The organism is Thermus thermophilus HB8 (assembly GCF_000091545.1).
GTDB classification, from domain to species: domain Bacteria; phylum Deinococcota; class Deinococci; order Deinococcales; family Thermaceae; genus Thermus; species Thermus thermophilus.
Genome location: NC_006461.1, coordinates 1,619,334 through 1,646,089, shown reverse-complemented (window position 1 = coordinate 1,646,089; position 26,756 = coordinate 1,619,334). Strand labels below are relative to the sequence as shown.

The window sequence follows — 26,756 nt, the reverse complement described above, 5'->3', positions numbered from 1 at the left end:
CTACCCCTCCTTCTCCCCCGCGTGCGTTTGCGCCAGGGCCTCGAGGGCCCCCCTCAGCACCTCAATCCCTTTGAGAAACTCCGCCACCTCCACGTGCTCGTAGGGGGTGTGGTCCAGGGTGGAGTCCCCGGGGCCGTAGGCCACCATGGGCACCGGCCAGTGGGGGGCCAGGACGTTCATGTCGCTCGTTCCCGTCTTCAGCTTGAAGACGGGCCTTCCCCCCGCCTTGCGGATGGCCTGGCGGAAGGCCCGGGTGAGGGGGGTGTCCTTGGGCCCCTGGTAGGGGACCTCGCGGCCGAAGAACTCCAGCTCAATCGTGGGGGGGGCGTAGGCCGTGAGGTGGCGGATGGCCTCCTCGGGGGGAAGCCTTGGAGGGAGCCTTAGGTCAAAGAACATCTCCGCCACCTGTCTGAGCTCCGCGGGGTGGACCCTGAAGTCGCGGAGGGTGTACTGCACCTGGTCAAAGGGACGCTGGCCCACGTTCATGGCCTCGGCCCAGGCCTTGATGGCCACGAAGTAGCTGATGAGCTCCTCGGCGGCGTTGGGCTCGTGGTGGGCCGAGTGGAAGTGGTCCTTCTCCCGCCGGGCCTTCACCAAAAGCCTCCCCTTGTACCCCAGGGTGATCCCCTCCCAGCCCGAGGGCTCCCCGATCACCGCGTAGTGGGGCTTGAGGCGGGGGGCCACGAACCTTGCTCCCTTGGAGCTTGGGGCCTCCTCCTCCGTGGCCCCAACCAGGTGGACGGTGAGGCGCCTCCTGGCCTCCTCGGAAAGCCCCGCCGCGGCGAAGATCATGGCCACGAAAGGCCCCTTGGCGTCCACCGCTCCCCGGCCGAAGAGCCTGCCCCCTTCCAGGCGCACGGGGATCTGGCCGGGCACGGTGTCAATGTGCCCCAGGAGGACCACCTGGACGGGCCCTTCCCCCACCTGGCCCCGGGCGTTGTCCGCCTCGTCCACGAAGCCCTTGAGGCCCAGCTTTTGCATCCCCTCCGCCAGGTACTCGGCCACCGCCCGCTCCTTTCCGGAAGGGGAGGGGATCTCCAGGGCCCCCTTGAGGAACTCAACGGGATCCAAGGCGCTTTTGCTCATAGGTTTCCTTGCTCCAGCCCACTTGAGAATGGCGAGGAGGGTTCCCGGCCTTAGGGTCTCCCCCGGGTGCGCGGGCACCGTGGTGACCCGGCCGTCGGGGTGCCGAAGGCGCACGTGGCTTCCCCGGACCCGCACCACCTGAAACCCCTTCTCCTGCAGGAGGCGGACGAGCTCCTGGCCGGTGATGGGGATGAGGCGGGGGCTCACGCCGCTTCAATTTCCAGCGCGCCCTCCAGGCCTACGACTTCCGCCCTCTCCTCTTCCAGGGATACGGCGATGGCTTCCTGCAGGCGCCGGAGGAGTTCCTCAAAGCTTTGGGCCTGGGTGTGGGCGTGGAGCTCAGGCACGTGGGCCACGAAGTAGCCCTCCTCGTCCCGCTCCACCACCACGCGGTAACGCCGCCTCATCTCCCTATGCTAGCACCGCCCGCACCGCCTCCACCACCCGCTCCAGGTCTTCCTTTTCAATGACCAAAGGCGGCAGGAAGCGGATCACCGTGGGCCCAGCCTGGAGGGCGAGGACGCGGTGCTCCTTCTCCAGCCTGGCGATGTAGGGGGCGGCCTTTTCCTTGAGCTCCAGGCCCACCATGAGGCCCATGCCCCGCACCTCCCGGATCTTGGGGGAGGGGATGGCCCTAAGCTTCTCCATGAACCAGGGCCCAAGCTCCGCGGCCCTTTCCCAAAGCCGCGTCCGCTCCAGGTAGCGGATGGCCGCCACCCCTGCGGCCATGGCCAGGGGATTCCCCCCGAAGGTGGTGCCGTGCCCCCCCTTGGGCATGCTCCGCGCCACCTCCTCCCGCATCACCGCGGCCCCCAGGGGCACCCCGCCCCCGAGGGCCTTGGCCAGGGTGAGGATGTCGGGGACGATGCCGAAGTGCTCAAAGGCGAAGCGCTTCCCCGTGCGGCCCATTCCGGTCTGGATCTCGTCCAGGATGAGGAGGGCCCCCTTCTCCTGGGTGATCTCCCGGGCGGCCCTTAGGAACTCGGGGGTCGCCGGGCGCACGCCCCCCTCCCCTTGCACGGGCTCCAGGATCACCGCGGCCGTCTCCTCGTCCACGGCCCGCTTGAGGGCCTCCACGTCGTTGTAGGGGATGAACTCCACGGGCTCCACCAAGGGCAAGAAAGGCTCCCGGTACTTGGGCTCCCAGGTGACGGAGAGGCTTCCCATGGTTCGCCCGGAGAAGCCCCGCATGGCGGCCACGAACTTCTTCCTGCCCGTGTGGGCCCGGGCGAACTTTAGGGCGGCCTCGTTGGCCTCGGTGCCCGAGTTCACGGGGAAGACCCGGTTGAGCTCCGGGGGGAGGATGGCGGTGAGGGTGCGGTAGAACTCCCCCCGCATGGGGGTGGGGAGGGTCTGGGGCATGGCCATAAGGGTCTCCGCCTGCCGCTTCACCGCCTCCACCACCTCGGGGTTGCCGTGGCCCAGGTTGGCCACCCCGTACCCGCCCACGCAGTCAATGTACTCGTTGCCTTCCGCGTCCCAGACCCTCGCGCCCTGGCCCCGGACGATGAGGAGGTCGTGCTTGTTGTAGACGCCGCTGTCCAGGGTCTTCTCCGCCTCCAAAAGGGCCCGCCAGTCTTCCAGGGTTCTCGTTTCCACGACCGCACCTCCATAAAGAAAAGCCCCCGGGGACGCCCGGGAAGCCAGGCTTCCCAGGCGGGCTCAGCTTTTGCCCCGGGCGCGCATCTCCCCTTAAGCCTAGGGGGAGGGCGGGTGGGGTGTCAACCGCGGCCCCGGTAACATGGACCTATGCAAAGGTGGTCGGCGCTTTTCCTCCTCCTGGGCTTGGCCCAGGCCCAGGGCTTTTTCGGCGTGGGTGCGGTGGACAGGAACGTCTTCGGCTTCGGCCAGGCCTTTCCCGCCGGGCTTTGGTGGCGGGTGGGGGTGGACCACAACCTGGAGGGAAGCGCCTACCTCTACCTGCGCCGGGGAGGGGTGGTAGACCCCCTCTTGGGGGCTTTGGGCCTTGGCTTTCCCGGGGCCTACTACCTGGGGCTTGGGGTGGAGGGGGGTCCTTCCGGGGCCCAACCTTCCGGGCTTTTGGGCCTCGAGGCCTTCCTGGGCGAGGGCTTTGCGATCTTCCTGGAGGGCATGGGCCCGGTCTACATCGCCGGGGGGGCCCACTTCGGGATTGGCCTTCGCTACTACCCCTCCGGGCGGGAGGCCTTCACCCCCCTTCTTGACCCGGAGCGCCGCTTCCGCCTGTACGTGCCCATCCCTACCGGCAGACCTGTGGTCGCGGCCCTGGCCTACGAGGGGGAGGGCTACGCCCTCTGGCTTGGCGGCTGGGGCTTCTGGGGCTTTGGGGCCCTCTGGCCCGCCCTTGGGGCCCACGCCTACCTGGGGGACGCCTTCTTCGGCCTGGGGACGGGCTACCGGCCGGGGGATGCCTGGGTGGCCTTCCCCTACTTGGGCTACCGCTTCCGTTTGGGAGAAGGGGTGGAGGCGCAGCTCCGCCTTCAGACCCCCTTCCGGGTTTCGGCGGAGCGGGGCTTGGGAGACTTCTTTGGCCTCGTGGCTAACCTCCTGGACCTCACCCTGGGCTTCCCCCTCTAGGGCCGGGGCGGCCGCAGGGTTCGTTTAGCGCATGTTGATTGAGCGCATGGGTAGCATATGTGCTATACTTACTTGAGATAAGGGGCGTATCCCCTTGAACGGACCGGAGGTCGGGCATGCTGACCCTGGTGGGCACCTATCCTCCCATCCGTTGCGGCATCGCCACCTTCAACCGCGACCTGCGGGAGGCCCTCTTGCGGGAAGGGGTGCCTTCCCAGGTGGCGGTGGTGGCCCACCCCGAGGAGGTGGCCTTGCCCTTTCCCCAGGAGGTGGTCCGGGTGGTGGCCAAGGAGGACCGGGAGGGGTACAGGGCCTTGGCGCGCCTCCTCCGGGGGCCGGTGATCCTCCAGCACGAGTACGGGCTTTACGGCGGGAAGTGGGGCGACTACGTCCTGGACCTCCTCGAGGCCCAAGGCCCCAAGCTGGTGGTCCTCCACACCCTCCTCCAGGCCCCGCCTCCCGGGCTCGGCGAGGCGGACCTCCGCTACATGCAGGGCCTTCTCCGGGCCATGGCCGAGAGGGCCCAGGCCTTCGTCGCCCTCCACCCGGAAGGGGAAGGCCTCCTGCGGGCCCTGGGGGTGCGGATCCCCGTGGCCCACATCCCGCACGGGGTCCCCGATCTTCCGCGGCCCCCTAAGGAGGCCTTGAAGCGGGCCTTGGGGCTGGAGGGCGCCTTCCTCCTCTTCACCTACGGCCTCCTTGGGCCCGGCAAGGGGCTGGAGTTCGCCCTGAAGGTGCTCGCCCGCGTCCTGCCCCACAACCCCAGGGTCCGCTACCTGGTGGCGGGGAGGCTCCACCCCAACCTGGAGCGGCACGAGGGGCGGCGGTATCTGGAGCGTGTGCGGGAAATGGCCGAGGCCCTGGGGGTGGGGGAGGCCTTCCTCCTGCGGGAGGGGTACCTCTCCGAGGAGGAGCTCTACCGCCTGGCGGGGGCGGCGGACCTCTTCCTCCTGCCCTACCCCAACCTGGAGCAGGTTTCCTCCGGGACCCTCTCCTACGCCCTGGCCCTGGGCAAGGCCGTCCTCTCCACCCCCTTCCGGCACGCCCGCGCCGCCCTCGCCGCGGGCCGGGGGGTCCTGCTTCCCCTGGAGGAGGAGGCCTGGGCCCAGGCGGTCTTGGCCCTCGCGGAAAGCCCCGAGCGCCTAAGGGAGATGGAGGAGCGGGCCTACGCTTACGCCCGGGACTTCACCTGGCCCAGGGTGGCCCGGGCCTACCGGCGGCTTTTGGAGGAGGTGGCGGATGTTCGGCCTCGGGTGGCTTAGGGCCCTGACCGACGCCCGGGGGCTTCTGGAGCACGCCCACCACGGGGTGCCCAGGCTCGGCGAGGGGTACACCACGGACGACAACGCCCGGGCCCTCCTCTACCTCAGCCTCCTCCCCGAGGGGGCCCGGGACGAGGGGCTCGTGCGGACCTACCTCGCCTTCCTCCTCCACATGCAGAAGGAGGACGGCCGCTTCCGGAACGGCCTCACCCTGGACGGCCGCTTTGAGGACGAGGGGGAGGCGGAGGACCCCACGGGCCGGGCCGTCCTCGCCCTCGCCGCCGCCCAGAGGCTTCCTCCCCCCTACGCGGGCCCTGCCCGGGAGGCCCTTCTCCGGGCCCTTCCCGCCCTCGAGGGCTTCACCTCCTTGAGGGGGCGGGCCTACGCCCTCCTCGGCCTTCTCGCCCTGCCCAAGGAGCCCTTCCTCGAGGCGGCCGAGGCCCTGGGGGAGGGGCTCCTTCGCGCCTTCCGGGAGGCCGAGCCCGCCTGGCCCTACCCCGGCCCCCTCACCTACGCCAACCACCGCCCCGTGGAGGCCCTGTACGCCTACGGCCTCGCCTTCCGCCGCCGAGAGGCGGTGGCCCTGGCCCGGAGGGCCCTCGCCTTCCTCAAGGAGCACTACTTCACCCCGGGGGAGGAGGGCCTCTTCTTTGACCCCGTGGGCAACCGCTTCATGGAGCGGGGAGGGGAGAAGCCCCTCTTTGACCAGCAGCCCATTGAGGCCAAGTGCGCCCTCCTCGCCCACCTGCGCTTCGGGGAGCGGGTCCTCGCCGAGGTGGCCTTCCTCTGGTTCCACGGGCGGAACCGCCTCCGTGCCCCCCTGGTGGACGCCTTCGGCCCCATGGACGGCCTCACCCCCCACGGCCCCAACCAAAACCGCGGGGCGGAGGCCCTCCTCGCCTACCTCCTCGCCTGGCAGGCCCTGGTCCAAGGGGTCTTCCCCCAGGTGGACGAGGGCGTGGCCCTGGGGCGGGTCTTCGCCTTGGGAGGGCGGCCGTGAGGGTGGCCATGCTGGCCCCCATCGCCTGGCGGGTTCCCCCCAGGCGGTACGGCCCCTGGGAACAGGTGGTCTACGACCTCACCGAGGCCCTTCTGGACCTCGGGGTGGAGGTGGTCCTCTACGCCACCTGCGACGCCGAGACCCGGGCGCCTCTGCGGTGCACCGCGGCGAAGCCCCTCTGGGAGGACAGGGAGGTGGACTGGAAGGTGGAGGAGTTCCTCCACATCGCCCGCGCCATGGAGGAGGCGGGGGAGTTTGACCTGGTCCACAACCACTACGACTTCATGCCCCTCTACTTCACCCCCTTTGTGAAGGTCCCGGTCCTCACCACCATCCACGGCTTCTCCAGCGAGAAGATCAAGAAGGTCTACCGCCGCTACGCCGCCCTACCCCACGTCCACTACGTGGCCATCTCCGAGGCGGACAAGGACCCGGGCCTTCCTTACCTGGGGGTCGTCCACCACGGGGTGGACCCGCGGCGCTTCCGGGTGGGGGAGGGGGGGAGGCACCTCCTCGTCCTCTCCCGCATCCACCCGGACAAGGGCATCCGGGAGGCCGTCCTCTTCGCCCGAAAGTCGCGCCTTCCCCTGAAGATCGCCGGGCCCGTCCAGGACGAGGCCTACTTCCAAAACGAGGTGGCCCCCCTGCTCGGGGAAGGGGTGGAGTTCCTGGGCCCCGTGGACCCCGAGACCCGGCAGACCCTCTTGGATGGGGCCATCGCCCTCCTCCACTTTGTAAACTTCAAGGAGCCCTTCGGCCTCGCTCCGGTGGAGGCCATGATGAGCGGCGTCCCCGTCCTGGCAAGGCCCCTAGGGGCCCTCCCCGAGACGGTGCGCCACGGGGAGACGGGGTTTCTGGTGAGGGACTGGGAGGAGGCCTTGGAGTACCTGGAGGCCGTGAGGCGCCTGGACCGCTGGGCCATCCGTCGCTACGCGGAGGCCCGCTTCTCCCGGGAACGCATGGCCCGGGACTACCTGGAGCTTTACCGAAAGGTGGTGGGAGCGTGAAGACCTACGCCCTGGTGATGGCGGGCGGACGCGGGGAGAGGCTTTGGCCCCTCTCCCGGGAGGACCGCCCCAAGCCCTTTCTGCCCCTCTTTGAGGGGAAGACCCTCCTCGAGGCCACCCTGGAGCGCCTCGCCCCCCTCGTGCCTCCAGAGCGCACCCTCCTCGCCGTGCGCCGGGACCAGGAGGCGGTGGCCCGTCCCTATGCGGACGGGATCCGGCTCCTCCTGGAGCCCTTGGGCCGGGACACCGCGGGGGCGGTGCTCTTAGGGGTGGCCGAGGCCCTGAAGGAGGGGGCCGAGCGGCTCCTCGTCCTCCCCGCCGACCACTACGTGGGGGACGACGAGGCCTACCGGGAGGCCTTGGCCACCATGCTGGAGGCGGCGGAGGAGGGTTTTGTGGTGGCCCTGGGCCTGAGGCCCACCCGCCCGGAGACGGAGTACGGCTACATCCGTCTGGGGCCCAGGGAGGGGGCCTGGTACCGGGGGGAGGGGTTCGTGGAGAAGCCCTCCTACGCCGAGGCCCTGGAGTACATCCGCAAGGGCTACGTCTGGAACGGCGGGGTCTTCGCCTTCGCCCCCGCCACCATGGCCGAGCTCTTCCGGCGCCACCTCCCGAGCCACCACGAGGCCCTGGAGCGCCTCCTCGCCGGGGCCTCCCTGGAGGAGGTGTACGCCGGCCTCCCCAAGATCTCCATTGACTACGGGGTGATGGAGAAGGCGGAGAGGGTGCGGGTGGTCCTCGGCCGCTTCCCCTGGGACGATGTGGGGAACTGGCGGGCCCTGGAGCGGGTCTTCTCCCAGGACCCCCACGAGAACGTGGTCCTGGGGGAGGGGCGGCACGTGGCCCTGGACACCTTTGGGTGCGTGGTCTACGCCGACCGGGGCGTGGTGGCCACCCTGGGGGTTTCCGGGCTGGTGGTGGCCAAGGTGGGGGACGAGGTCCTGGTGGTGCCCAAGGACTGGGCCCGGGAGGTGCGGGAGGTGGTGAAACGCCTCGAGGCCCAGGAATGACGGCCTACGTGGCCTTGGGCTCCAACCTCGGGGACCGCGCGGCCTACCTCTTGGAGGGGCTTTCCCGGCTCTCCCGCCTCCCCGAAACCCGCCTCCTCCGCCTCTCCTCCCTCTACGAGACCGAGCCTTTAGGCCCGCCCCAGCCCCTCTACCTGAACCTGGTGGCCGAGGTGGAGACGGCTCTTCCCCCCAGGGGCCTCCTCGAGGCCATGCTCGCCATAGAGCGGGCTTTGGGGCGGGAGCGCAAGGAGCGCTACGGCCCCAGGACCCTGGACCTGGACCTCCTCCTTTACGGGGACCTCGTCCTGGAGGAGGAGGACCTGGTGCTGCCCCACCCGAGGCTCCACGAGCGGGCCTTCGTCCTCGTGCCCCTTTGCGACCTCGTTCCCCAAGGGCGGCACCCCCTCCTGGGCCGGACCTTCGCCGAGCTCCTCGCGGGGCTGGACCCTTCTGGGGTCCGGCCCTATGTGGTATAGTGGGGGCACCGCGGGTGGATTCCGCGCGAGGAGAAGGAACGTGGAACTAGAAGCAGGAACCGTTGTGGAAGGCCGCGTGGTGCGGGTGGTGAGCTTTGGCGCGTTTGTGGAGCTTGCGGGGGGGGAGCAGGGCCTGGTCCACATCTCCCAGATCGCCCACGAGTACGTGACGAACGTTCGGGACTACCTCAACGAGGGGGACATCGTCCAGGTCCTGATTAAAGGGCGGGACGCCAAGGGGCGGCTGGACCTCTCCATCAAGGACCTGACCCCGGCCCCCGAAGGGGGCGCGCCCCCGCCCAGGCCCAGGCGGCTTCCCAAGCAATCCCCCGAGTTTGAGAACAAGCTCAAGAGCTTCCTCCGGGGCACCGGAGGGTTTGGGGGCAAGGGCAAAAAGGGCGGCCGGAAGAAGCGCTAAAGGCCGAGGAAGGCGCCCCCGGGGCGTTGTCGTCCCCGGGGGTTTGCCGTAGAGTAGGGGGGTATGGCGAAGCCCATTGAGGTGACCGACCAGAACTTTGACGAGACCCTCGGCCAACACCCCTTGGTCCTGGTGGACTTCTGGGCGGAGTGGTGCGCCCCCTGCCGGATGATCGCCCCCATCCTGGAGGAGATCGCCAAAGAGTACGAGGGCAAGCTCTTGGTGGCCAAGCTGGACGTGGACGAGAACCCCAAGACCGCCATGCGCTACCGGGTGATGAGCATCCCCACGGTGATCCTCTTCAAGGACGGCCAGCCGGTGGAGGTCCTGGTGGGGGCCCAGCCCAAGCGCAACTACCAGGCCAAGATCGAGAAGCACCTGCCCGCCACCGCCTGAGGATGCGCATCGCCCTGGACGCCATGGGGGGCGACCGGGCCCCCCAGGTGGTGGTGGCCGGGGCGGCGGCCGCGGCCCGGGAGGGGGTGGAGGTCCTCCTGGTGGGCGACGAGGCCCAGGTGCGGGCGGAGCTTGCCCGTTTGGGGGCCGACCTTCCCGTTTGGCACGCCCCGGACCACATCCGTATGGAGGAGGCGGCCACGGAGGTTCGCCGCCGCCCCCAGGCCTCCGTGAGGGTGGCCATGGAGCTCCTCAAGCGGGGCGAGGTCCAGGCGGTGGTCTCCATGGGGCACAGCGGCGCCACCCTGGCCGCCGCCCTCCTCGTCCTCGGGCGGGTGAAGGGGGTGGAGCGGCCCGCCCTCCTCGTGGAGTTCCCCAGCTTGAGAGGCCGCACCTTCCTCCTGGACGGAGGGGCCAACGCCGACTGCCGCCCTTCCTTCCTCGTCCAGTTCGCCGCCATGGGCTTGGCCTACGCCGAGGCGAGCGGGGCTTTGGCCCCAAGGGTGGGCCTCCTCTCCATCGGGGAGGAGGAGGGGAAGGGGAACGCCCTCGTCCAGGAGGCCTACCCCTTGCTCCGGGCCGCCTTGGGCGAGCGGTTCTACGGCAACGTGGAGGGGCGGGACATCTTCCTCGGGACCACGGAGGTGGTGGTCACCGATGGGTTCACGGGCAACGTGGCCCTGAAGCTCGCCGAGGGGGAGGCCCGGGTCCTCCTCACCTGGATCAAGGAGGCTTTGACCTCCTCCTTCCGGGCGCGCCTTGGGGCCCTCTTGGTCCGGGAGGCCCTCGCCCGGGTGAAGGCCCGGGTGGACCCGGCCCAGTACGGGGCCATGCCCCTCCTCGGCGTGGAGGGCGCGGTCTTCATCGGGCACGGTTCCGCCGACGCCCTGGCGGTGAAAAACGCCCTCCTGCGGGCCAAGGCCATGGTGGAGGCGGGCCTCCTCGCGCGGGTGCGGCAGCGGCTTTCCGCCCTACACGTCTAGGATGACCTGGGCCTTCCAGCGGCCGTCCTCCTTGCGGACGGAGAGGCCGTGGAAGGTGGCGCTCTTCACCTCCCCCTGGAAGCCGAAGCGCTCCTGGAAGGGCTCGCCGAAGAGGGTGGCGGTGAGGCGGTACCCGCCCTCTTCCTCCTCCACCCGGATGCGGGCCCTTCCCGGGACGAAGCCCTTGGTCTGGATCAGGTAGATCAGCTCGTTGAGGAAGCGGACGAGGAGGGTTTCCAGGTCCTCGGCGAAAAGCCTTAGGTGCCGCCGCTTCCTGCCCCCTTGGGGAGGGGCGGTGAACATCACGTCTAGAAGGCCCTTCAGGGCCGCCTGAAAGAGCTCCTCCAGGCTTTGGGCCTCGAGGGCAAACCCCACGTCGGCGGTGTGGTCCAGGGGCCTCACCACCACGGTCCCTCCCGGAGACCGGAGGCGCCCGGCAGGTGGAAGGTCTCGGTCCAGAGGCGCTCGGGGAACATCTCCAGGAACTTCAGCACGGAGAGGGCCTGGGTCTTGTGCTGGGCGATGGCCTGGAGCTTCCGCGCCAAGACCCTCTCGGGGAGGCGGAGGCGGTGGGTTACGGGCCAGGGGCCGTCGGGGCGGACCAGGTAGACCACCTGGGCGAGGCCTTGGGCGGCCTCGCGGGCGTAGCGGCTCGCCGCCACGTGGTCGGGGTGGCCGTTGATGCCGTCCGGGGGGAAGGTGAGGACGAAGCGGGGACGGAGGCGGAGGAGCCGCGTCCGGATCGCCTCCACCGCCTCGGGGTGGTCGGCGAGGCCCCGGCCCGTGGCCGGCCCCCGCTCCCCTTGGGCGCCCTCGGGGAGGGCGTTGGGGTAGTCCAGCACCTCGAGGTAGTCCACTTGAAGGACGGCCGCGGCCCGCTTTAACTCCTCCACGCGCACCTGGGGCAGCTCCTCCGGGGGACAGAGGCCAAGGGTTCTCCCGGCTTCCCCCCGGGTCAGGGTGAGGACCCCGGTCTTAAGCCCCGCCTCCTTGGCGAGGAGGAGGGCTCCCCCTGCGCCGAAGCTCTCGTCGTCCGGGTGGGGCACCACCACGAGGAGGTCCATGCCCCCATCTTGACAGAAGGAGGGGGGCTTGGTAGATTCATAGGTGCGCCGGCAGGGCCGGCGGGGGATCTTGAAAGCGCGGGAACAGGCCAAGCATCTGAGCTCTACGCCCGTTAAGGGCGTTGATTTGTTGGAGAGTTTGATCCTGGCTCAGGGTGAACGCTGGCGGCGTGCCTAAGACATGCAAGTCGTGCGGGCCGCGGGGTTTTACTCCGTGGTCAGCGGCGGACGGGTGAGTAACGCGTGGGTGACCTACCCGGAAGAGGGGGACAACCCGGGGAAACTCGGGCTAATCCCCCATGTGGACCCGCCCCTTGGGGTGTGTCCAAAGGGCTTTGCCCGCTTCCGGATGGGCCCGCGTCCCATCAGCTAGTTGGTGGGGTAATGGCCCACCAAGGCGACGACGGGTAGCCGGTCTGAGAGGATGGCCGGCCACAGGGGCACTGAGACACGGGCCCCACTCCTACGGGAGGCAGCAGTTAGGAATCTTCCGCAATGGGCGCAAGCCTGACGGAGCGACGCCGCTTGGAGGAAGAAGCCCTTCGGGGTGTAAACTCCTGAACCCGGGACGAAACCCCCGACGAGGGGACTGACGGTACCGGGGTAATAGCGCCGGCCAACTCCGTGCCAGCAGCCGCGGTAATACGGAGGGCGCGAGCGTTACCCGGATTCACTGGGCGTAAAGGGCGTGTAGGCGGCCTGGGGCGTCCCATGTGAAAGACCACGGCTCAACCGTGGGGGAGCGTGGGATACGCTCAGGCTAGACGGTGGGAGAGGGTGGTGGAATTCCCGGAGTAGCGGTGAAATGCGCAGATACCGGGAGGAACGCCGATGGCGAAGGCAGCCACCTGGTCCACCCGTGACGCTGAGGCGCGAAAGCGTGGGGAGCAAACCGGATTAGATACCCGGGTAGTCCACGCCCTAAACGATGCGCGCTAGGTCTCTGGGTCTCCTGGGGGCCGAAGCTAACGCGTTAAGCGCGCCGCCTGGGGAGTACGGCCGCAAGGCTGAAACTCAAAGGAATTGACGGGGGCCCGCACAAGCGGTGGAGCATGTGGTTTAATTCGAAGCAACGCGAAGAACCTTACCAGGCCTTGACATGCTAGGGAACCCGGGTGAAAGCCTGGGGTGCCCCGCGAGGGGAGCCCTAGCACAGGTGCTGCATGGCCGTCGTCAGCTCGTGCCGTGAGGTGTTGGGTTAAGTCCCGCAACGAGCGCAACCCCCGCCGTTAGTTGCCAGCGGTTCGGCCGGGCACTCTAACGGGACTGCCCGCGAAAGCGGGAGGAAGGAGGGGACGACGTCTGGTCAGCATGGCCCTTACGGCCTGGGCGACACACGTGCTACAATGCCCACTACAAAGCGATGCCACCCGGCAACGGGGAGCTAATCGCAAAAAGGTGGGCCCAGTTCGGATTGGGGTCTGCAACCCGACCCCATGAAGCCGGAATCGCTAGTAATCGCGGATCAGCCATGCCGCGGTGAATACGTTCCCGGGCCTTGTACACACCGCCCGTCACGCCATGGGAGCGGGCTCTACCCGAAGTCGCCGGGAGCCTACGGGCAGGCGCCGAGGGTAGGGCCCGTGACTGGGGCGAAGTCGTAACAAGGTAGCTGTACCGGAAGGTGCGGCTGGATCACCTCCTTTCTAAGGAGCTAACCAAAGCCTGTTCCCGCGCTTTCAAGCCGCCCCGCTCTGGCCGGCAGCGCACCCCCCGTTAGGGGGGTGCTTTTTTTCCCGCCGAGGCCAGGCCTCGGCGGGGCTTTTTTTTAAAGGCCGCGCACGTTGAGGAAGGGCTCGGGGTGGGGGTGGCCGGAGGTGTTGTTCCAGCCCGCGGTGCTTTCGGCGTTTTGCAGGAGGGCTGGGTTCTCTTGGGCGTTCGGGGCGTCAACCCCTATAGTGAAGCCCATGGACTTCCTCGAGGCCCTTTCCCGGCCGCCCCTCGTTCTCGGCGTGGATCCGAGGCCGACGCTCCACGGCCCCGAGCCCTTGGCCCATATCCGCCGCTACACCTTCGAGCTCCTCGAGGCCCTGGCCCCACGCCTTGCGGCGGCGAAGTTCCAGCTGGCGTTCTTTGAGGCCTTGGGCCTCGAGGGGACGGCGCTGCTTTGGGAGCTCGCCAGCGCCTCCCGGGTCATGGGGCTTCCCGTGATCTTTGACGGGAAGCGGGGGGACATCGGCTCCACCGCCGAGGCCTACGCCCGGGCCTACCTGGAGGCCTTCCCGGGAAGCGCCCTCACCGTGAACCCGTACCTGGGCTTAGACGCCCTCAAGCCCTTCTTCCAGGCCGCTTCCCGCACAGGGGGCGGGGTCTTCGTCCTGGCGAAGACCTCCAACCCCGGCTCCGGCTTCCTCCAGGACCTCCTTGTGGAGGAGAAGCCCCTTTACCTTCACCTGGCCGAGGCTCTTGAGCGGGAGGGGGAGGGGTACCGGGAGGGTACCTGGAGCCGGGTGGGGATGGTGGTGGGGGCCACCTACCCGGAGGCCGTGGCTCGGGTGCGGGAAAGGGCGCCCCACGCCCCCCTCCTCCTCCCCGGCGTGGGGGCCCAGGGGGGGAGGCCCCTCAAGGGGGAGGGGCTTCTTTTCGCGGCGAGCCGGGCCCTCTACTACCCTGGGGGAAGGCCGGACCTAAAGGCCGCCCTGGAGGCGGCGGAGGCCCTCTTGAAGGCTCTGGTAGAGTAGGGGGGATGGACGTCCTGGAGCTTTACCGGAGGACGGGGGCTCTTCTAGAGGGCCACTTCCTCCTGCGTTCGGGGATGCACTCCCCCTTCTTTTTGCAGTCGGCGGCCCTCCTCCAGCATCCCCTTTACGCCGAGGCCGTGGGGGAGGCTTTGGGAAAGCTCTTTAAGGACGAGAAGGTGGACTTCGTCATCGCCCCGGCCATCGGGGGCGTGGTCCTTTCCTTCGTGGTGGCGAAGGCCCTCGGGGCCCGGGCCCTCTTCGCCGAGAAGGACGGAAGGGGGGGGATGCTCATCCGCAAGGGGCTCACCGTGAACCCGGGCGACCGCTTCTTGGCGGTGGAGGATGTGGTAACCACCGGGGAGAGCGTCCGCAAGGCGATCCGGGCGGCGGAGGCCCGGGGCGGGGTTTTGGTGGGCGTGGGGGCCATCGTGGACCGGAGCGGGGGCAGGGCGGCCTTCGGCGTGCCCTTCCGCGCCCTCCTCGCCTTGGAGGTTCCCCATTATCCCGAGGAGGCCTGCCCCCTCTGCCGGGAGGGGGTGCCCTTGGAGGAGGTCTAGGGTGCGCTTCCTCGCTGCCCTTCTTCTCGGCCTTTTCTCTCTGGCCCTCGCGGCCCCGGAGGAGGCCGCGAGGGAGGCCGTCGCCCGGTGGCTCAGGGGGGAGCTCTCCCCGAGCCTCGAGGAGGTCCTTAGGGCCCCTCCGGAGGAGGCCCCGAGGCTCCTCGAGCGCTTCGCCCTCTTCCCCCCGCCCCCCGATGGGCTTACCGTCAACCTGGAAAGCCCCGAGGTGGAGGGGAACCGGGTCTCCTTCCCGGCCGCCCTCGGGGAGGAGGTGGGGGAGGTGGTGGTGGTCCTGGAAGGGGGGGAGGCCAGGCGGGTCTACTTCCGCCCCGAGGGGCTCGGGGTGCCCGCCTACCTCCTCACGCCCCTCGCGGGCTTTGGGTTTTTCCTCCTCTCCCTCTTTTGGGCCCTCCTCCTCCTCAGGCCCTCCCCCTTCCGGGCCTGGCTTCTTGAGGCCTGGGCCTTGGTCCGGTCCCAGAGGGGCCTTTACCTCTTCACCAACCTCTTCCTCTACGGCCTCTTCGCCCTGGGGAGCCTTCTCGCCTACGCCATGCCCGAGCTCGCCCGGGCGGTGCAGGTCCTCTTCGGGGGCGCCTTGGAGGCCATCGGCCTCCAGGAGGCGGTGGGGAAGGGCGTTTTGGTCCTCGCTGGGGTCATCTTTCACTGGAATTTCAGCCAGGGGCTTTTCCTCACAGGGCTCCTTCCCGCCTTGCTCTTGGGGGTTCCTGTGCTCCTCCTCAACGCCCTCCGCTACTTCGCCTTCGGCTTCGCCCTCTCCCCGGCCCTTCTGGGAAGCGCCTTCCTCTTCCACCTGCCCACCCTTCTTTTGGAGCTTCAGGCCTACATCCTCGTCACCTTCGGCGGGCTCGTCCTCCTCGCCCGGGTGGCCGGGGGGCAGGGGTACCGGGAGGGGCTTAAGGGACTTCTCCTGGCCTTTTACTTGGGGGCCCTCTTCCTCCTCGCCGCCGCCTGGTACGAGGCCTGGGAGGTGGTCTTCCTCCTATGAGGGTGGCGGTCCTGGGCGCGGGGGCCTGGGGGACGGCCTTGGCCGTCCTCCTCGCCAGCAAAGGGGTGCCCACCCGGCTTTGGGCCCGGCGGAAGGCGCAGGCGGAGGCCTTGAAGGCCATGCGGGAGAACCGGGACTACCTCCCTGGGGTGGCCCTCCCGGCCTACCTCTACCCCACCCATGACCCTGAGGAGGCCTTGGAGGGGGCGGAGCTCGCCGTGCTGGCGGTGCCCTCCAAGGCCCTCCGGGAGACCGTGGCCGGCCTTCCCCCGGCTCCCTGGTACGTCTCCGCCACCAAGGGCCTCTTTTACGGGGAGGAGGGGGTCCGGACGCCCGCGGAGGTGGTGGAGGCCCTGACCCAAAGGCCCGTGGTGGCCCTTTCCGGGCCCAACCACGCCGAGGAGGTGGCCCGCTTCCTCCCCACGGCGAGCGTGGCCGCGGGGCCGGAAGACCTCGCCCGGCGGGTCCAGGCCCTCTTCTCCGGGCCCACCTTCCGGGTCTACACCAGCCGGGACCGGCGGGGGGTGGAGCTTGGGGGGGCGGTGAAGAACGTCCTGGCCCTGGCGGCGGGCATGGTGGACGGGCTTAGGCTCGGGGACAACGCCAAGGCCGCCCTCCTCACCCGGGGCCTTAAGGAGATGGTCCGCTTCGGCACCGCGCTTGGGGGGGAGGAGGCCACCTTCTACGGGCTTGCGGGCCTCGGGGACCTCCTGGCCACGGCCTACAGCCTCCACTCCCGCAACCGCATGGCGGGGGAGAGCCTGGTGCGGGGGGTGGACCGGGAGGCCCTCGAGGCCCGGGGGGTGGTGGAGGGGCTTTACGCGGTGAAGGCCATGGTGGCCTGGGGGAAGGAGCAGGGGGTGGAGCTCCCCGTGGCCGAGGCGGTCCACCGGGTGGCCCACGAGGGCCTGGACCCCCTGGCGGCCCTAAAGGCCCTCATGGCCCGGGAGCCCAAGGAGGAGTGAGGCCACCCCATGCCGGCGCAAGCCGGCATGGGGGCCCCGGCAAAGGGTTTTCAAGGGGCTTCCTCGGGCCAGCCGGGCGAAGGAAGCGAAAGGGGAGGGGGTCCGGAGGTAGCATGGAGAAAATGCTTGCCCGAAAGCCCCTTTCCCTGGAGCGCTACCTGGAGGAGGAGGCGGAAAGCCCCGTGAAGCGGGAGTTCTACCGGGGCTTCCCCTACGCCATGGCCGGGGCCAGCGCCCTCCACAACCGCGTGGCCCTGAACATCGCCGCCCGCTTCCTGGAGGCGGCCAGGCCCCGGGGGTGCCGGGTCTACATGAGCGACATGAAGCTCCGCATCCGGGACGAGGCGGTCTACTACCCGGACGTGATGGTGGTCTGCGGGGAAGGCCCGCCCCACCCCTACTACGAGGAAGCCCCCTGTGCTGTGGTGGAGGTCCTCTCCCCCGCCACCGAGGCCTTGGACCGCAGGGAGAAACGGGCCATGTACCTGAGTCTGGATAGCCTCCAGGTCTACCTCCTGGTGGACCCGGAGAGGCGCCGCTTTACCGCCTACCGCCTCACCCCGGAGGGGTTCGTGGAGGAGGAGGGCGAGGAGGTGGACGTGCCCTGCCTGGACCTTCGCCTGACCCTGGAGGACGCCTTCCGGCTCTAAAAGAACTCGGCGAGGAAGCCCAAAAGGGCGGTGCGGAAGGCCTTGGGGTTTTCCAGGTTGGCGAGGTGGCCCGTCTCCGGGAGGATGAGCATGCGGGCGTCGGGGAGGGCCTTCCACATGCGCCGGGCCTCCTCCGGGGGGGTGAGGGTGTCCTCCTCCCCCACGAGGACCAGGGCGGGCACCTGCATCCGGGAAAGGAGGGGGGTGGAGTCGGGCCTTTCCGCGAGGGCCACGAGGGTTTCCGCCACGGCCTCGGGGCTCGCCTCTAGAATGATCGCCCTGACCTTCTCCACCACCTCGGGCTTGGTGGCCTGGGTCGTCCGGCCCAGGTGGCTTGGGAGGAGGGCTTCGGGCAGAAAGCCCACCCCGTCCTTCAGGACCCGCTCTCTTAGGGCGTACCGGTTCCGCTTGGCCTCCTCGCTGTCGGGCCCCGCGCGGGTGCTGGAGAGGACCGTGCCCAGGAAGCGCTCCGGGGCTTTCCGGAAGAGCTCAAAGACGAGGTACCCTCCCATGGAGAGCCCCACGAAGACCGCCTGCTCCAGCCCCGCCTCGTCCATCTCCCCTAGCACCTTCTCGGCGGCCTTCCCCAGGGAAAGGCCCAGGTAGTGGGGGGCGAGGACGGGGAGGCGGGTCTTGAGGAGGGCCACCTCGCCCTCCCACATCCTGGGGCTGTAGGGGAAGGCGTGCAGAAAGACCACACCCCTCATGCTTCCTCCACCACGGGTTCGCCCTTGAGGCCCAAGGCCTCGAGGCGGGCGATGAGGGCGGGGTCCTCCACGATGACCACGTTCTCCCGCCCCAGGGTCTTGGCCCGGATCCTGCCCTCCTGGGCCGCCTCCTTCCAGGCCTCCATGAGGTCGGGGTGCTGGACCAGAAGGGGGGTCACCTTGTGGGCCGGGTAGCGCTTCACCTTAGGGCCTCCTCCAGGGCGTGCCAGGCCAGGGTAGCGCACTTCACCCGGGCGGGGAGCTTGGCCACCCCCTGGAGGGCGAGGAGGTCGCCCAAGGTGGGGTCCGGGGGGGCGCCTTCCACCACCATGGCCTGGAACTTGCGGGAAAGCTCCAGGGCCTCCGCCACCTTTTTGCCCTTCACCGCCTCGGTCATGAGGGAGGCGCTCGCCGTGCTGATGGCGCACCCTTGGCCTTGGAAGCGGATGTCGGCGATGGTGTCCCCTTCCAGGAGCACCATCACCTCCACCTGGTCCCCGCAGGAGGGGTTCATCCCCCCGGCCTGCTTGGTGGCCTGGGGCAGGACCCCGAAGTTCCTGGGGCTCTGGTAGTGGTCCAGGAGGATTTCCCGGTAAAGCTCGTCAAGGACGCTCATTGGTCCATTATAGCCAGGCCCGGTACTTGGCCTCTATCCTTAGAAGGGCTTCCACGAAGCGGTCCACCTCTTCCTTCGTGTTGTAGAGGTAGAAGCTCGCCCGGGCCGTGGCCGCAAGGCCGAGCTTCCGGTGGAGGGGCTGGGCGCAGTGGTGGCCCGCCCTCACGGCGATCCCCTCCTGGTCCAGGAAGGTGGCGAGGTCGTGGGCGTGGAGGCGGCCTAAGGTGAAGGGGATGACCCCGCCCCGGTCCAGTCCCTTAGGCCCGTAGACCCGGAGGCGCGGCACCTCTTCCAGGCGCTTTAGGGCGTAGTCCAGAAGGGCCCGGTCGTGGGCGAAGACCTTTTCCATCCCCACCTCCATGAGGTAGCAGGCGGCCTCCCCCAGGGCGATGGCCTCGGCGATGGGGGGGGTGCCCGCCTCAAAGCGCTGGGGCGGGGGGGCGTAGGTGGACCGGTCCACGTGGACCTCGAGGATCATCTCCCCGCCCCCCAAAAAGGGCATCATCCCCTCCAGGACCTCGTACCGCCCCCAAAGGACCCCGGCCCCCGTGGGCCCCAGCATCTTGTGCCCGGAAAGGGCGAAGAAGTCGGCGCCAAGGGCCTTGACGTCCACGGGGAGGTGGGGGGCGGACTGGGCCCCGTCCACCACCACGAGGGCCCCGGCCTCCTTGGCCCTCCTTGCGATCTCGGCCACGGGGTTGATGGTGCCGAGGACGTTGGACATGTGGACCAGGGAGACCACCCGGGTCCTCTCCGTGAGAAGGTCCTCCAGGGCGCTTAGGTCCAGCCTTCCCTCCTCGGTGAGGGGGATGGCCTTCACCTTGGCCCCGGTGAGGCCTGCCACCAGGTGCCAGGGGACGAGGCCCGCATGGTGCTCCATCTCCGTGACCAGGACCTCGTCCCCCTCCTTAAGGTTCCTAAGGCCCCAGGCGTAGGCCACCAGGTTCATGGCCTCGGTGGTGTTGCGCACAAAGACGATCTCCTTGGGCTCGGCGTTGAGAAAGCGGGCCAGGCGCCTCCGCGCCTCCTCGTAGGCCTCGGTGGCCTCGGCGGAGAGCCGGTAGGCCCCCCGGTGGACGTTGGCGTTCAAGGTCTCGTAGTAGCGCCTCAGGGCCTCTATGACCCGCCTGGGCTTCTGGCTCGTGGCGGCGGAGTCCAGGTAGACGAGCTCCGGGCGCTGGGCGAAGAGGGGGAAGTCCTCCCTCAGGGCGCTTAGGTCCATGCCCTAAGTTTACGCCCTGCCCCTACCCCTTAGAGGGGCCCAGACGGGCGCTTAGGCGAGGTCCCGTTTCATGCGCTCAAAGGTCTCCTTGTCTATTTCCCCTCTGGCGTACCGCTCCCTCAGGATCTCCAGGGCCCGGTCCGTCCTTTCCCGGCGAGTAAGGGCGCGGGCCACCAGGTACACCCCGAGAACCAGAAGCCCCAGCCAAAGGAAGGGCCAAAGCCAGCCCCAAACTTCCAAGCCCATGTGGGGGGCGTAGCCGTACCACCCGTGGGCCCATGCCGTCATCTCCCACCTCCTGGCCTTAGGGTAGACCGGAGGGGTTAGAGGGCGGTTAGGGCGGCGCGGCGGAGGAGCATGGCGTTCACCGCCACCGCCACCGTGGAGAGGCTCATGAGGAGGGCCCCCACCGCCGGGGAGAGGACGATTCCCCAAGGGTAGGCCACCCCGGCGGCCAAAGGCAGGGCGATGGCGTTGTAGCCCGTGGCCCAGAAGAGGTTCTGCACCATCTTGGCGTGGGTGGCCCGGGCGAGCGTCAGGGCGCGGACCACGTCCAGGGGGTCGCTCTCCACCAGAACGAGGTCCGCCGCCTCTATGGCCACGTTGGTCCCCGCCCCGATGGCGATGCCGAGGTCGGCCTCGAGGAGGGCGGGGGCGTCGTTGATGCCGTCGCCGACGAAAGCGGTGGGGCCCTCCCGTTTGAGCTCCCGCACCCGCCGGGCCTTGTCCTCCGGGAGGACCCGGGCGTGGTAGCGTTCTATCCCCAGCTCCTGGGCCACGGTCCTGGCCACGGCCTCGGCGTCCCCGGTGATCATGACGGGGGTGATCCCCATGGCCTTAAGGCGCCGGATGGCCTCCTTGGCGGAGGGGCGGATGCGGTCGGCCAAGGCGAGCAAGGCCAAAACCCGCGCCTCGTCCATCAGGGCCACCACGCTTTCCCCGCGGGCCTCGGCCTCCTTCAGCCCCCGCTTCAAGGGCTCGGAGACCTTTAGGCCGAGCTCCTCCGCCCACTCGGGCCGGCCCACCCGGTACCGCTTGCCCCCCAAGGTGCCCTCCACGCCTTTTCCGGGGACCGCCTGGAAGTCCCGGACCTCAGGGCGGGGAAGCCCCTTGCCTTCCGCCGCTTCCACGATGGCCTGGGCCAAGGGGTGCTCCGAGAGGGCCTCGAGGGCCGCCGCCAGGGAGAGGGCCTCCTCCTCCGAGGTCTCGTGGGCGTAGACCGCCCGGACGGCGAAGCGCCCCTCGGTGAGGGTCCCCGTCTTGTCCAAGGCTACGAAGCGGATCTCCCGGCCCCGCTCAAACGCCTCGCGGTTCCGCACCAGGATGCCGTTTTTCGCGGCGAGGGCCGTGGCGTTCACGGTGACCAGAGGGATGGCGAGGCCTAGGGCGTGGGGGCAGGCGATGACGAGCACGGTGACCGCCAGGGAGAGGGCGAAGTTGAAGTCCCGTCCCAGGGCGAGCCAGACGAGGAAGGTGAGCATGCCCAGGGCCACGGCGATGTAGAAGAGCCACCCCGCGGCCCGGTCCGCCAGGGCCTGGAAGCGGCTCCGGGAGGCCTGGGCCTCCTGCACCAGCCGCATCACCTGGCTTAGGGTGGTGGCCTCGCCCGTGCGCGTGACCCGGACCTTGAGGCTCCCTTCCCCGTTCACCGCGCCGGCGAGGACCTCGTCCCCCACGCCTTTGGGCACGGGCCGGGACTCCCCGGTGAGGAAGGCCTCGTTCACGCTGGAGGCCCCTTCCTCCACCACCCCGTCCGCGGGCACCTGTTCTCCCGGGCGGACGAGGATGAGGTCCCCCTCCTTCAGGGCGGTGACGGGGACATCCTCTATGCGGTCCCCCGTGATCCTGTGGGCGGTGGCGGGCATGAGCTTGGCGAGCTCCTCCAGGGCTCGGCTTGCCGCCTGCACCGAGGCCATCTCCAGCCAGTGGCCGAGGAGCATGACGTCTATGAGCGTGGCGAGCTCCCAGTAAAAGGGCATGCCGGGAAGCCCCAAGGAGACGGCGAGGCTGTAGCCGTAGGCCACGGTGATGGCCAAAGCGATGAGGGTCATCATGCCCGGCGCCCGCTCGCGGAGCTCCCCCAGGGCCCCCTTTAGGAAGACCAGGCCCCCGTAGAAGTAAAGGATCGTGCCCAAGACGGGGTTCACCCAGGCGCTTCCCGGGAAGGCCAACGCCCGGTAGCCGAGCCAGGTCTGGAGCTGCTCGGAGAAGTAGAGGATGGGGAGGGTGAGGAGGAGGCTTACGAAAAAGCGGTCCCGGAACATCTCCGGGGTATGGCCGGCGTGCTTGCCGTGGCCTGTGCGGGAAGCGTGCCCCCCAGAGGGGGGCGCGTGCTCGGGTTTGGAGTGGGAAGGATGGTGACGATGCTCGTGTGCGTGACCAGTAGGCTTGTCCTTCATCGGGGCCCTCCTTCGCTTTTCTAAAAGCCTACCCCTCCCTGGGGGAGGGGCGGTGGGGAAGAGAAAGCGGGAAGGGGCTTCAGAGCCGGGAAAGGGCCCGGGAGAGCCTGGTGCGGGCCTCCTCGGCCACGGGGGCGAGGGCCCTTTGGGTGGCCTCGGGGAGGACCCGGAACATCTCCTTGGGGTCCTGGATTAGGACCTCCACCCCCTCCTCGGCCTCCCGGAGCACCACGTTGCAGGGGAGGAGGAGGCCGATCTCCGGAAGGGCCTCGAGGGCCCGCGCCGCCAGGTTCGGGTTGCAGGCCCCGAGGATCAGGTAGGGGGGCTTTTCCAGGCCGAGTTTGGCCTTTAGGGTGGCGGCCACGTCAATCTCGGTCAGGATCCCGAAGCCTTCCTCTTTTAGGGCGGCCTCCACCTGGGCGCGCGCTTCGGCGAGGGTGGCCTTTAAGGTCTTGCGCATCCCGGTCATAGATACCTCCTACCCCTATAGTCTACTCCTCGTGCCCGCCGAGGAAGGGGCCGTGCCAGGTGTGGACCCAGACCTCCCCGGTGTAGGCGTTCACGGAAAGCATCCCCTCCACCTCTTTGCGGCCGAAGTCAAAGGTGTAGTACCCGGGGAAGGCGCCCTCCTCTATGACCCGGGCCCCGGGGAGGAAGCCCTTGAGAAAGGCTTCGGCCAGCTTCTTGGCCTCCTCGAGGCCGTAGCGCACCGGGGCCTGGATGGGGCCGTGCATTCCGTAGCGGGTGTTCCACATCATGTTGGGCCCGGGTTCCGGGGAGACCACCCCGGTGTAGCGGTCGGCGATGAGCTCAAAAAGCCCCTGGCCCCGCTCGTCCACCACTTGGGCGTAGTAGTTCTGGCTGAAGGCCATGAAGTCCTTAAGGCGCGCGCCCGGGTAAAGCCGCTTGGCGTAGGCCTCCATCCGGGCCTTGGCCACCTCCTCGGGGATGGGCTTCGCTTCGGGGGGGTATACGGCCATCATGCCCATGCCGCCCATGCCCATCCCCATCATTCCGGGGCCCATCATCCCATAGCCGGGGCCGTAGCCTCCCATCATGCCCTGGGTGAGGGCGAGCCCCAAAAGCCCGAGGGCCGTCAACCCCAAAACCAGACCGGTCCGTTTCATGCCTCCCCTCCTTCCAGCTCCCTCTTGAGCTTTTTAAAGGTCTCCTCGGCCAGCTCTCCTTTAGCGTAGCGGAGCCTAAGGGCTTCCAAGGCCTCGTCCTTTCCCTTGCGGCCCTCCCACCGCTCCAGGGCCCTGAAGCCCAGGTAGACCAGGAAGGCCAAAAGGGCCAGGAAGAGGAGCATGTTGAAAAGCCCGAAGAAGCCTCCGAAGCCGCCCATTCCACCCCAACCCATCATGCCCATCGTTCACCTCCACCTATACCCTAGCCCGGTATTGTTAAGCTTGCGTAAAGCGCGCTTAGTCCGGGCTTACCGGGGCCGGAGTATGGTGGAGGCGTGCTTTGGCGAAAACGTCTTTTTGCCCACCTTTACCCCGGCCTTTCCGCCCGGCACGAGGCGTTGGTGGCGGAAAGGAAGCGGGCCCTTTTTCGGGAGGCCCTTAGGCGGGCGCGGCCGGAAAGGGTTCTGGAGATCGGTCCCGGGCCCGGAACCAATCTGGCCCACCTGCCCGAGGGGGTGGCGTACCTGGCCCTCGAGCCCAACCCTTTCTTCCACCCCCGCCTAAGGGAGGAGGCGAGGAAGCGGGGCCTCGCCCTTACCCTGCTCCCCGGGCGGGCCGAGGCCATTCCCCTCCCCGGGGGAAGCGTGGACCTGGTGGTGGCCACCCTGGTCCTCTGCTCCGTGGCGGACCCCGAAAAGGCCATAGAAGAGGTCCACCGGGTCTTGCGGCCGGGCGGGGCCTACCTCTTCCTGGAGCACGTGGCGGCCCCCAAGCGGACCCCCCTGCGCTTCCTCCAGGAGGTGGCCACACCCTTCTTCGCCTTCTTCGGGGACGGGTGCCACCCGAACCGCGAGACCCTCGCCCTAATCCAGGCCCGCTTTCCCCGGGTGGAGGCGGAAGCCTTTCCCCTCCCCCTTCCCGTGGTGGCCCCTCACGTGGCGGGGCTCGCCTTCAAGGAAGGAGGGTCCGGAGGTAGCCTTCAAGGTCCTTGGGCTTAAGCTCCCCCACGTGACGGGCCTGGACGCGGCCCTCCGGGTCTATGAAAAAGGTTTCGGGAAGGCCGTAGACCCCATAGTCAATCCCCACCCGGCCCCTGGGATCGGCCACGCTGGGAAAACTCAGGCCAAACTCCCGGATGAAGGCCAGGGCGGCTTCCTCAGTGTCCTGGAAGTTTACGCCAATGAAGAGCACCTGGTCCTGGTACCGTCGCCAATAGGCTTCCAGCATCGGAGCCTCCCGGCGGCAGGGGGGGCACCAGCTGGCCCAGAAGTTAAGGACGATAGGCCGGCCGAAGAGCCGGGAAAGCCGGAGCGTTTCTCCCCAAGCTTTGCGGTAGGGGGGAAGGATCGGAAGCGTGAAGTCGGGGGCGGGCTTGCGCTTTTCCGCCAGCACCGAGGGGAGGAGGGAGGGATCCCGGCGCAATCCGAAAAGGAAGAGCCCGGCCACCAAAACCAAGAGGGCAAGGACGATCCCGAAGCGCATAGAACCCCCTAAAGGAACCAGTAGACCACCGTGTCGTAAAGCCCGGCCATAAGGAAGAGCCCGCCCGCTAGCTGCCCGCTCACCTTTCCTAGCCTTTTGAAACCCCTAAGGGTGGACCCCCGGTCGTACCCCCGCCGGAAAAGGGCGAGGAGGAGGAGGACCGGAACCCCCGTGCCCAGGGCGAAGAGGGCGGGGAAGAGAAAGCCCAAGGGGCTTGTGGCGGCGCTTGGGAGCAGGAGGCCGAAGAAAAGCCAAAAGAGCGTGGGGCAGAAGGCCAGGCCGAAGGCCACGCCCAAGGCGAAGGAGCCCAGGGGGCCGCCTTGGTGCTCCGCCCAATCCCCTATCCTGCCGAGGCCCCATGTGGGGGCGGGAAGGCGAAGGAGGCCCAGGAGGTGAAGGCCCAAAAGGAGCATGAGGGGCCCAAGGGCTTTCCGTATCCAGGCTAGGGCCTCCCCGGAGGCGGTGAGGCCCAAGAGGGCCAAGGCCCCAAGAAGGGAGTAGACCAAGGCCTTGCCCACGAGGAAGGCCCCCAACCGGCTCCAAAACCTTCCCGGGCTGGGCCGGGCGAGCCAGGCTAGGGCCGCGGCGTTGGTGGATAGCTGGCAGGGGGCAAGCGCTCCCAGAAGCCCGAGGAGAAGCGCCCCCGCTTCAGGGAGGGCGAGGTTGCGCCTGAGCCCATCCAGGGGCTCGGCGAGGAGGGCAAAGGGCCGAGAGGCGAGACCGTAGAGGGCCCCTGCCAGCGGGGCAAGCCAGGGGCCCAGCAGGAGAAGGAGGCTCAAAAGCCCCGCCAGGGCTAGCCAGGGAAGAAGGCCCCGTGCCCTCATGGGAGCTTCCACACCCGTCCCTGGCCATCTATGAAGACGAGCCTTCCCGCCTCCTGGGGATGGGCGGCGAGGGCCAGGACCGCGCCCTGCCAGAGCCTTTTCCAGCCCGCCGGGGTCCTCTGCCAGAGGCCCGTCTTCCCTCCCAGATAAAGGGTCCCCGCCCCTGTCGCGAGGGCGTAGATCTCCCGCTCTGGGGTCGGCACCTGGGTGAAGGTCCGGCCGCCGTCGGAGCTTTGGTAGAGGCCCTGGCCCATGGGGGCCACGTAAAGGGTCTTCCCCTGGAAGACCATGGCCGCCATGCCCGCCTTGGGAAGCCCTTTAGGGGCGGTGGACTTGAAGGTTTTCCCGCCGTCTTCGCTTACGAAGTAGCCGTGGGTGGCCTCGAGGGCGAAGTGGAGGCCCCCTGAGGCGGCGTAGCCGTGGAGGTCCAGGGCGGGAAGCCCCCTGGGGCGGAGGCTCCGCCAGGTTTTGCCCCCGTCTCGGCTTTCCGAAAGCACCCAGTGTCCGGCGGCGAGGAGGCGGTCCCCCTCCAGAACGAGGGCCATGGCGTCAAAGCCCGTTTTGCGCACCAGGTCCCGCCAGGTCCGGCCTTCGTCCTCGGAGACCTGGAGGCCGTCGTGGTGGCCGAAGAGGAGGCGGCCGTCGGGAAGCCAGAGGAGGGCGTGGACGTCCCGGGTGGCCACCTGGCCCACGGGAACCTGGGCCAGGGCGCCCAGTCCCAAAACCCAGAGGGTGAGGAGGCGCCGCATCCCTCACCTCCGGGAAAGCCTTAGCTCCGTGAGGCAGGTGGGGCTTTGGGCGAAGGTGGTGAGGGCACCTTGGGCCACCCAGTCCCCCTGGCGGACCTCGAGGGTATAGCGGCGGTTCCGGGGAAGCCAAAGCTCAAAGAAGCCGTCCTTGCCGGTGCGCACCTGGGCTTTTAGCACCTCCTTACCTTCCTCCAGAACCCGCACCGAAAAGGTTTCCTCCCGAAGCTCCCCCGTGCAGCTGGAGAAGTAGTGGACCTGGCAGGGGTGGGTCCTTTGGCGGTAGGGGGCCACGGCCACCAAGAACCGGTCCCCCAAGGCCACCTGGGCTTTGCGGCCGTCGGGGAACTCAAAGAAGAAGGCTTCAGGGGTCACGTAGCTTAATCACCTGGGCGCCCGCTTCCCGGAAACGCTTGGCAAGGAGCAGGGCTTCCTCGGGAGAGGCGCCCCTTAGGGCCTCTGGAGAGGGGGTTTGGGCCAGCCCCAGGGCCAACGCCACGCCTAGGAACGCCAGGA

The 26,756-nt window shown here is 68.9% G+C and carries 34 protein-coding genes and 1 rRNA gene; 16 read left to right on the top strand and 19 right to left on the bottom strand.

The features are described 5' to 3' along the window. From TTH_RS08905 to lysJ, 3 genes are read right to left on the bottom strand one after another with little or no spacing between them, the layout of a single operon-like run. On the bottom strand, positions 1-1,293 hold the full coding sequence (locus tag TTH_RS08905; RefSeq protein WP_164926071.1) for a [LysW]-lysine hydrolase: 1,293 nt from the start codon (positions 1,291-1,293) through the stop codon (positions 1-3). Beyond that, positions 1,290-1,493 (bottom strand): type II toxin-antitoxin system HicB family antitoxin, encoded by a 204-nt coding sequence (locus TTH_RS08900; RefSeq protein WP_008633533.1) that lies wholly within the window; start codon positions 1,491-1,493, stop codon positions 1,290-1,292. Before TTH_RS08900 ends, TTH_RS08905 begins: the two co-directional genes overlap by 4 nt. A gap of 4 nt (positions 1,494-1,497) precedes the next feature. After that, positions 1,498-2,685, bottom strand: a complete 1,188-nt coding sequence (lysJ, locus tag TTH_RS08895) for a [LysW]-aminoadipate semialdehyde transaminase LysJ (protein WP_011228893.1) — start codon at positions 2,683-2,685, stop codon at positions 1,498-1,500. 150 nt (positions 2,686-2,835) lie between these two features. Between lysJ and TTH_RS08890 the strand changes: the two genes are divergently transcribed. From TTH_RS08890 to plsX, 9 genes are all read left to right on the top strand, one after another. After that, positions 2,836-3,642 carry a hypothetical protein gene (locus TTH_RS08890; protein ID WP_011228892.1) on the top strand — a complete coding sequence of 269 codons (807 nt, stop codon included), beginning with the start codon at positions 2,836-2,838 and terminating at the stop codon, positions 3,640-3,642. A gap of 116 nt (positions 3,643-3,758) precedes the next feature. Then, positions 3,759-4,904, top strand: a complete 1,146-nt coding sequence (locus TTH_RS08885; RefSeq protein WP_011228891.1) for a glycosyltransferase family 4 protein — start codon at positions 3,759-3,761, stop codon at positions 4,902-4,904. Then, entirely contained in the window at positions 4,882-5,904 is a 1,023-nt protein-coding gene (locus tag TTH_RS08880; RefSeq protein ID WP_011228890.1) for a hypothetical protein, read from the top strand. The genes TTH_RS08885 and TTH_RS08880 overlap by 23 nt, the downstream gene beginning before the upstream one ends. Then, on the top strand, positions 5,901-6,911 hold the full coding sequence (locus TTH_RS08875) for a glycosyltransferase family 4 protein (RefSeq protein ID WP_164926070.1): 1,011 nt from the start codon (positions 5,901-5,903) through the stop codon (positions 6,909-6,911). Before TTH_RS08880 ends, TTH_RS08875 begins: the two co-directional genes overlap by 4 nt. Next, positions 6,908-7,921, top strand: a complete 1,014-nt coding sequence (locus tag TTH_RS08870) for a mannose-1-phosphate guanylyltransferase (protein WP_011228888.1) — start codon at positions 6,908-6,910, stop codon at positions 7,919-7,921. The genes TTH_RS08875 and TTH_RS08870 overlap by 4 nt, the downstream gene beginning before the upstream one ends. Then, positions 7,918-8,397: a 2-amino-4-hydroxy-6-hydroxymethyldihydropteridine diphosphokinase gene (gene folK / locus TTH_RS08865; RefSeq protein WP_011173770.1), complete on the top strand. Its 480-nt coding sequence runs from the start codon at positions 7,918-7,920 to the stop codon at positions 8,395-8,397. Before TTH_RS08870 ends, folK begins: the two co-directional genes overlap by 4 nt. A 40-nt stretch (positions 8,398-8,437) precedes the next feature. Further along, positions 8,438-8,815 carry a S1 RNA-binding domain-containing protein gene (locus TTH_RS08860; protein ID WP_011228887.1) on the top strand — a complete coding sequence of 126 codons (378 nt, stop codon included), beginning with the start codon at positions 8,438-8,440 and terminating at the stop codon, positions 8,813-8,815. A gap of 63 nt (positions 8,816-8,878) precedes the next feature. Next, a complete protein-coding gene (gene trxA / locus TTH_RS08855; protein ID WP_011173768.1) occupies positions 8,879-9,211 on the top strand; it encodes a thioredoxin in 333 nt (110 codons plus the stop codon). Positions 9,212-9,213: 2 nt separating this feature from the next. After that, positions 9,214-10,194, top strand: a complete 981-nt coding sequence (gene plsX, locus TTH_RS08850; RefSeq protein WP_011173767.1) for a phosphate acyltransferase PlsX — start codon at positions 9,214-9,216, stop codon at positions 10,192-10,194. On the opposite strand, the gene TTH_RS08845 is transcribed toward plsX, so the two are convergent. Together TTH_RS08845 and TTH_RS08840 are read right to left on the bottom strand one after the other, a co-directional pair. Beyond that, complete coding sequence (locus tag TTH_RS08845; protein ID WP_011228886.1) at positions 10,183-10,602, bottom strand: archease; 420 nt, start codon at positions 10,600-10,602, stop codon at positions 10,183-10,185. The two genes, plsX and TTH_RS08845, sit on opposite strands and share 12 nt — an antisense overlap. Then, entirely contained in the window at positions 10,593-11,258 is a 666-nt protein-coding gene (locus TTH_RS08840; protein ID WP_011228885.1) for a PIG-L deacetylase family protein, read from the bottom strand. The genes TTH_RS08845 and TTH_RS08840 overlap by 10 nt, the downstream gene beginning before the upstream one ends. Positions 11,259-11,385: 127 nt before the next feature. Here TTH_RS08840 and TTH_RS08835 point away from each other — a divergent pair. Continuing rightward, positions 11,386-12,904: ribosomal RNA gene (locus TTH_RS08835) — 16S ribosomal RNA — on the top strand. 122 nt (positions 12,905-13,026) lie between these two features. Here the strand turns inward: TTH_RS08835 and TTH_RS08830 are convergent. Continuing rightward, positions 13,027-13,167: a hypothetical protein gene (locus TTH_RS08830; RefSeq protein WP_164926007.1), complete on the bottom strand. Its 141-nt coding sequence runs from the start codon at positions 13,165-13,167 to the stop codon at positions 13,027-13,029. Here TTH_RS08830 and pyrF point away from each other — a divergent pair. From pyrF to TTH_RS08805, 5 genes are all read left to right on the top strand, one after another. Next, positions 13,166-13,939 (top strand): orotidine-5'-phosphate decarboxylase, encoded by a 774-nt coding sequence (gene pyrF, locus TTH_RS08825; RefSeq protein ID WP_011228884.1) that lies wholly within the window; start codon positions 13,166-13,168, stop codon positions 13,937-13,939. The genes TTH_RS08830 and pyrF overlap by 2 nt on opposite strands. A 5-nt stretch (positions 13,940-13,944) precedes the next feature. Next, positions 13,945-14,496, top strand: a complete 552-nt coding sequence (gene pyrE / locus TTH_RS08820; protein ID WP_011228883.1) for an orotate phosphoribosyltransferase — start codon at positions 13,945-13,947, stop codon at positions 14,494-14,496. Position 14,497: 1 nt separating this feature from the next. Next, positions 14,498-15,502, top strand: coding sequence for a hypothetical protein (locus TTH_RS08815; protein WP_011228882.1), 1,005 nt, complete (start codon positions 14,498-14,500; stop codon positions 15,500-15,502). After that, positions 15,499-16,467 (top strand): NAD(P)H-dependent glycerol-3-phosphate dehydrogenase, encoded by a 969-nt coding sequence (locus TTH_RS08810; protein WP_011173761.1) that lies wholly within the window; start codon positions 15,499-15,501, stop codon positions 16,465-16,467. The genes TTH_RS08815 and TTH_RS08810 overlap by 4 nt, the downstream gene beginning before the upstream one ends. Positions 16,468-16,580: 113 nt before the next feature. Further along, positions 16,581-17,117 carry a Uma2 family endonuclease gene (locus TTH_RS08805; RefSeq protein ID WP_011228881.1) on the top strand — a complete coding sequence of 179 codons (537 nt, stop codon included), beginning with the start codon at positions 16,581-16,583 and terminating at the stop codon, positions 17,115-17,117. Here TTH_RS08805 and TTH_RS08800 read toward each other — a convergent pair. The 9 genes from TTH_RS08800 to TTH_RS08760 form a co-directional block, all read right to left on the bottom strand. Next, a complete protein-coding gene (locus tag TTH_RS08800) occupies positions 17,114-17,824 on the bottom strand; it encodes an alpha/beta fold hydrolase (protein ID WP_011228880.1) in 711 nt (236 codons plus the stop codon). The two genes, TTH_RS08805 and TTH_RS08800, sit on opposite strands and share 4 nt — an antisense overlap. Further along, complete coding sequence (locus TTH_RS08795; RefSeq protein ID WP_011228879.1) at positions 17,821-18,027, bottom strand: hypothetical protein; 207 nt, start codon at positions 18,025-18,027, stop codon at positions 17,821-17,823. Before TTH_RS08795 ends, TTH_RS08800 begins: the two co-directional genes overlap by 4 nt. Continuing rightward, on the bottom strand, positions 18,024-18,440 hold the full coding sequence (gene sufU, locus TTH_RS08790) for a Fe-S cluster assembly sulfur transfer protein SufU (RefSeq protein ID WP_011228878.1): 417 nt from the start codon (positions 18,438-18,440) through the stop codon (positions 18,024-18,026). Before sufU ends, TTH_RS08795 begins: the two co-directional genes overlap by 4 nt. A 7-nt stretch (positions 18,441-18,447) precedes the next feature. Continuing rightward, positions 18,448-19,662, bottom strand: a complete 1,215-nt coding sequence (locus TTH_RS08785; RefSeq protein WP_011228877.1) for an aminotransferase class V-fold PLP-dependent enzyme — start codon at positions 19,660-19,662, stop codon at positions 18,448-18,450. Between the two features lie 51 nt (positions 19,663-19,713). Next, on the bottom strand, positions 19,714-19,950 hold the full coding sequence (locus tag TTH_RS08780) for an SHOCT domain-containing protein (protein ID WP_011173756.1): 237 nt from the start codon (positions 19,948-19,950) through the stop codon (positions 19,714-19,716). Between the two features lie 35 nt (positions 19,951-19,985). Further along, the gene (locus tag TTH_RS08775) at positions 19,986-22,061 is read right to left on the bottom strand and encodes a heavy metal translocating P-type ATPase (RefSeq protein WP_011228876.1); all 2,076 of its coding nucleotides are present in this window, start codon (positions 22,059-22,061) and stop codon (positions 19,986-19,988) included. A gap of 79 nt (positions 22,062-22,140) precedes the next feature. After that, positions 22,141-22,530 carry a DUF302 domain-containing protein gene (locus TTH_RS08770; RefSeq protein WP_011228875.1) on the bottom strand — a complete coding sequence of 130 codons (390 nt, stop codon included), beginning with the start codon at positions 22,528-22,530 and terminating at the stop codon, positions 22,141-22,143. A gap of 22 nt (positions 22,531-22,552) precedes the next feature. Beyond that, entirely contained in the window at positions 22,553-23,188 is a 636-nt protein-coding gene (locus TTH_RS08765; protein WP_011228874.1) for a hypothetical protein, read from the bottom strand. Then, on the bottom strand, positions 23,185-23,424 hold the full coding sequence (locus tag TTH_RS08760; protein ID WP_011173751.1) for an SHOCT domain-containing protein: 240 nt from the start codon (positions 23,422-23,424) through the stop codon (positions 23,185-23,187). The genes TTH_RS08765 and TTH_RS08760 overlap by 4 nt, the downstream gene beginning before the upstream one ends. Positions 23,425-23,523: 99 nt before the next feature. Here TTH_RS08760 and TTH_RS08755 point away from each other — a divergent pair, with 99 nt between their 5' ends. Next, a complete protein-coding gene (locus TTH_RS08755) occupies positions 23,524-24,186 on the top strand; it encodes a class I SAM-dependent methyltransferase (RefSeq protein ID WP_011228872.1) in 663 nt (220 codons plus the stop codon). Here TTH_RS08755 and TTH_RS08750 read toward each other — a convergent pair. The 4 genes from TTH_RS08750 to TTH_RS08735 are packed head-to-tail and all read right to left on the bottom strand — an operon-like array spanning position 24,140 to position 26,615. Continuing rightward, positions 24,140-24,670: a TlpA family protein disulfide reductase gene (locus TTH_RS08750; protein WP_011228871.1), complete on the bottom strand. Its 531-nt coding sequence runs from the start codon at positions 24,668-24,670 to the stop codon at positions 24,140-24,142. The genes TTH_RS08755 and TTH_RS08750 overlap by 47 nt on opposite strands. Before the next feature lie 8 nt (positions 24,671-24,678). Next, positions 24,679-25,494 carry an urease accessory protein UreH domain-containing protein gene (locus TTH_RS08745; RefSeq protein ID WP_011228870.1) on the bottom strand — a complete coding sequence of 272 codons (816 nt, stop codon included), beginning with the start codon at positions 25,492-25,494 and terminating at the stop codon, positions 24,679-24,681. Continuing rightward, positions 25,491-26,243 (bottom strand): WD40/YVTN/BNR-like repeat-containing protein, encoded by a 753-nt coding sequence (locus tag TTH_RS08740; protein ID WP_011228869.1) that lies wholly within the window; start codon positions 26,241-26,243, stop codon positions 25,491-25,493. Before TTH_RS08740 ends, TTH_RS08745 begins: the two co-directional genes overlap by 4 nt. 3 nt (positions 26,244-26,246) lie before the next feature. Then, positions 26,247-26,615, bottom strand: a complete 369-nt coding sequence (locus tag TTH_RS08735; RefSeq protein WP_011228868.1) for a CueP family metal-binding protein — start codon at positions 26,613-26,615, stop codon at positions 26,247-26,249. Positions 26,616-26,756 lie beyond the last annotated feature (141 nt).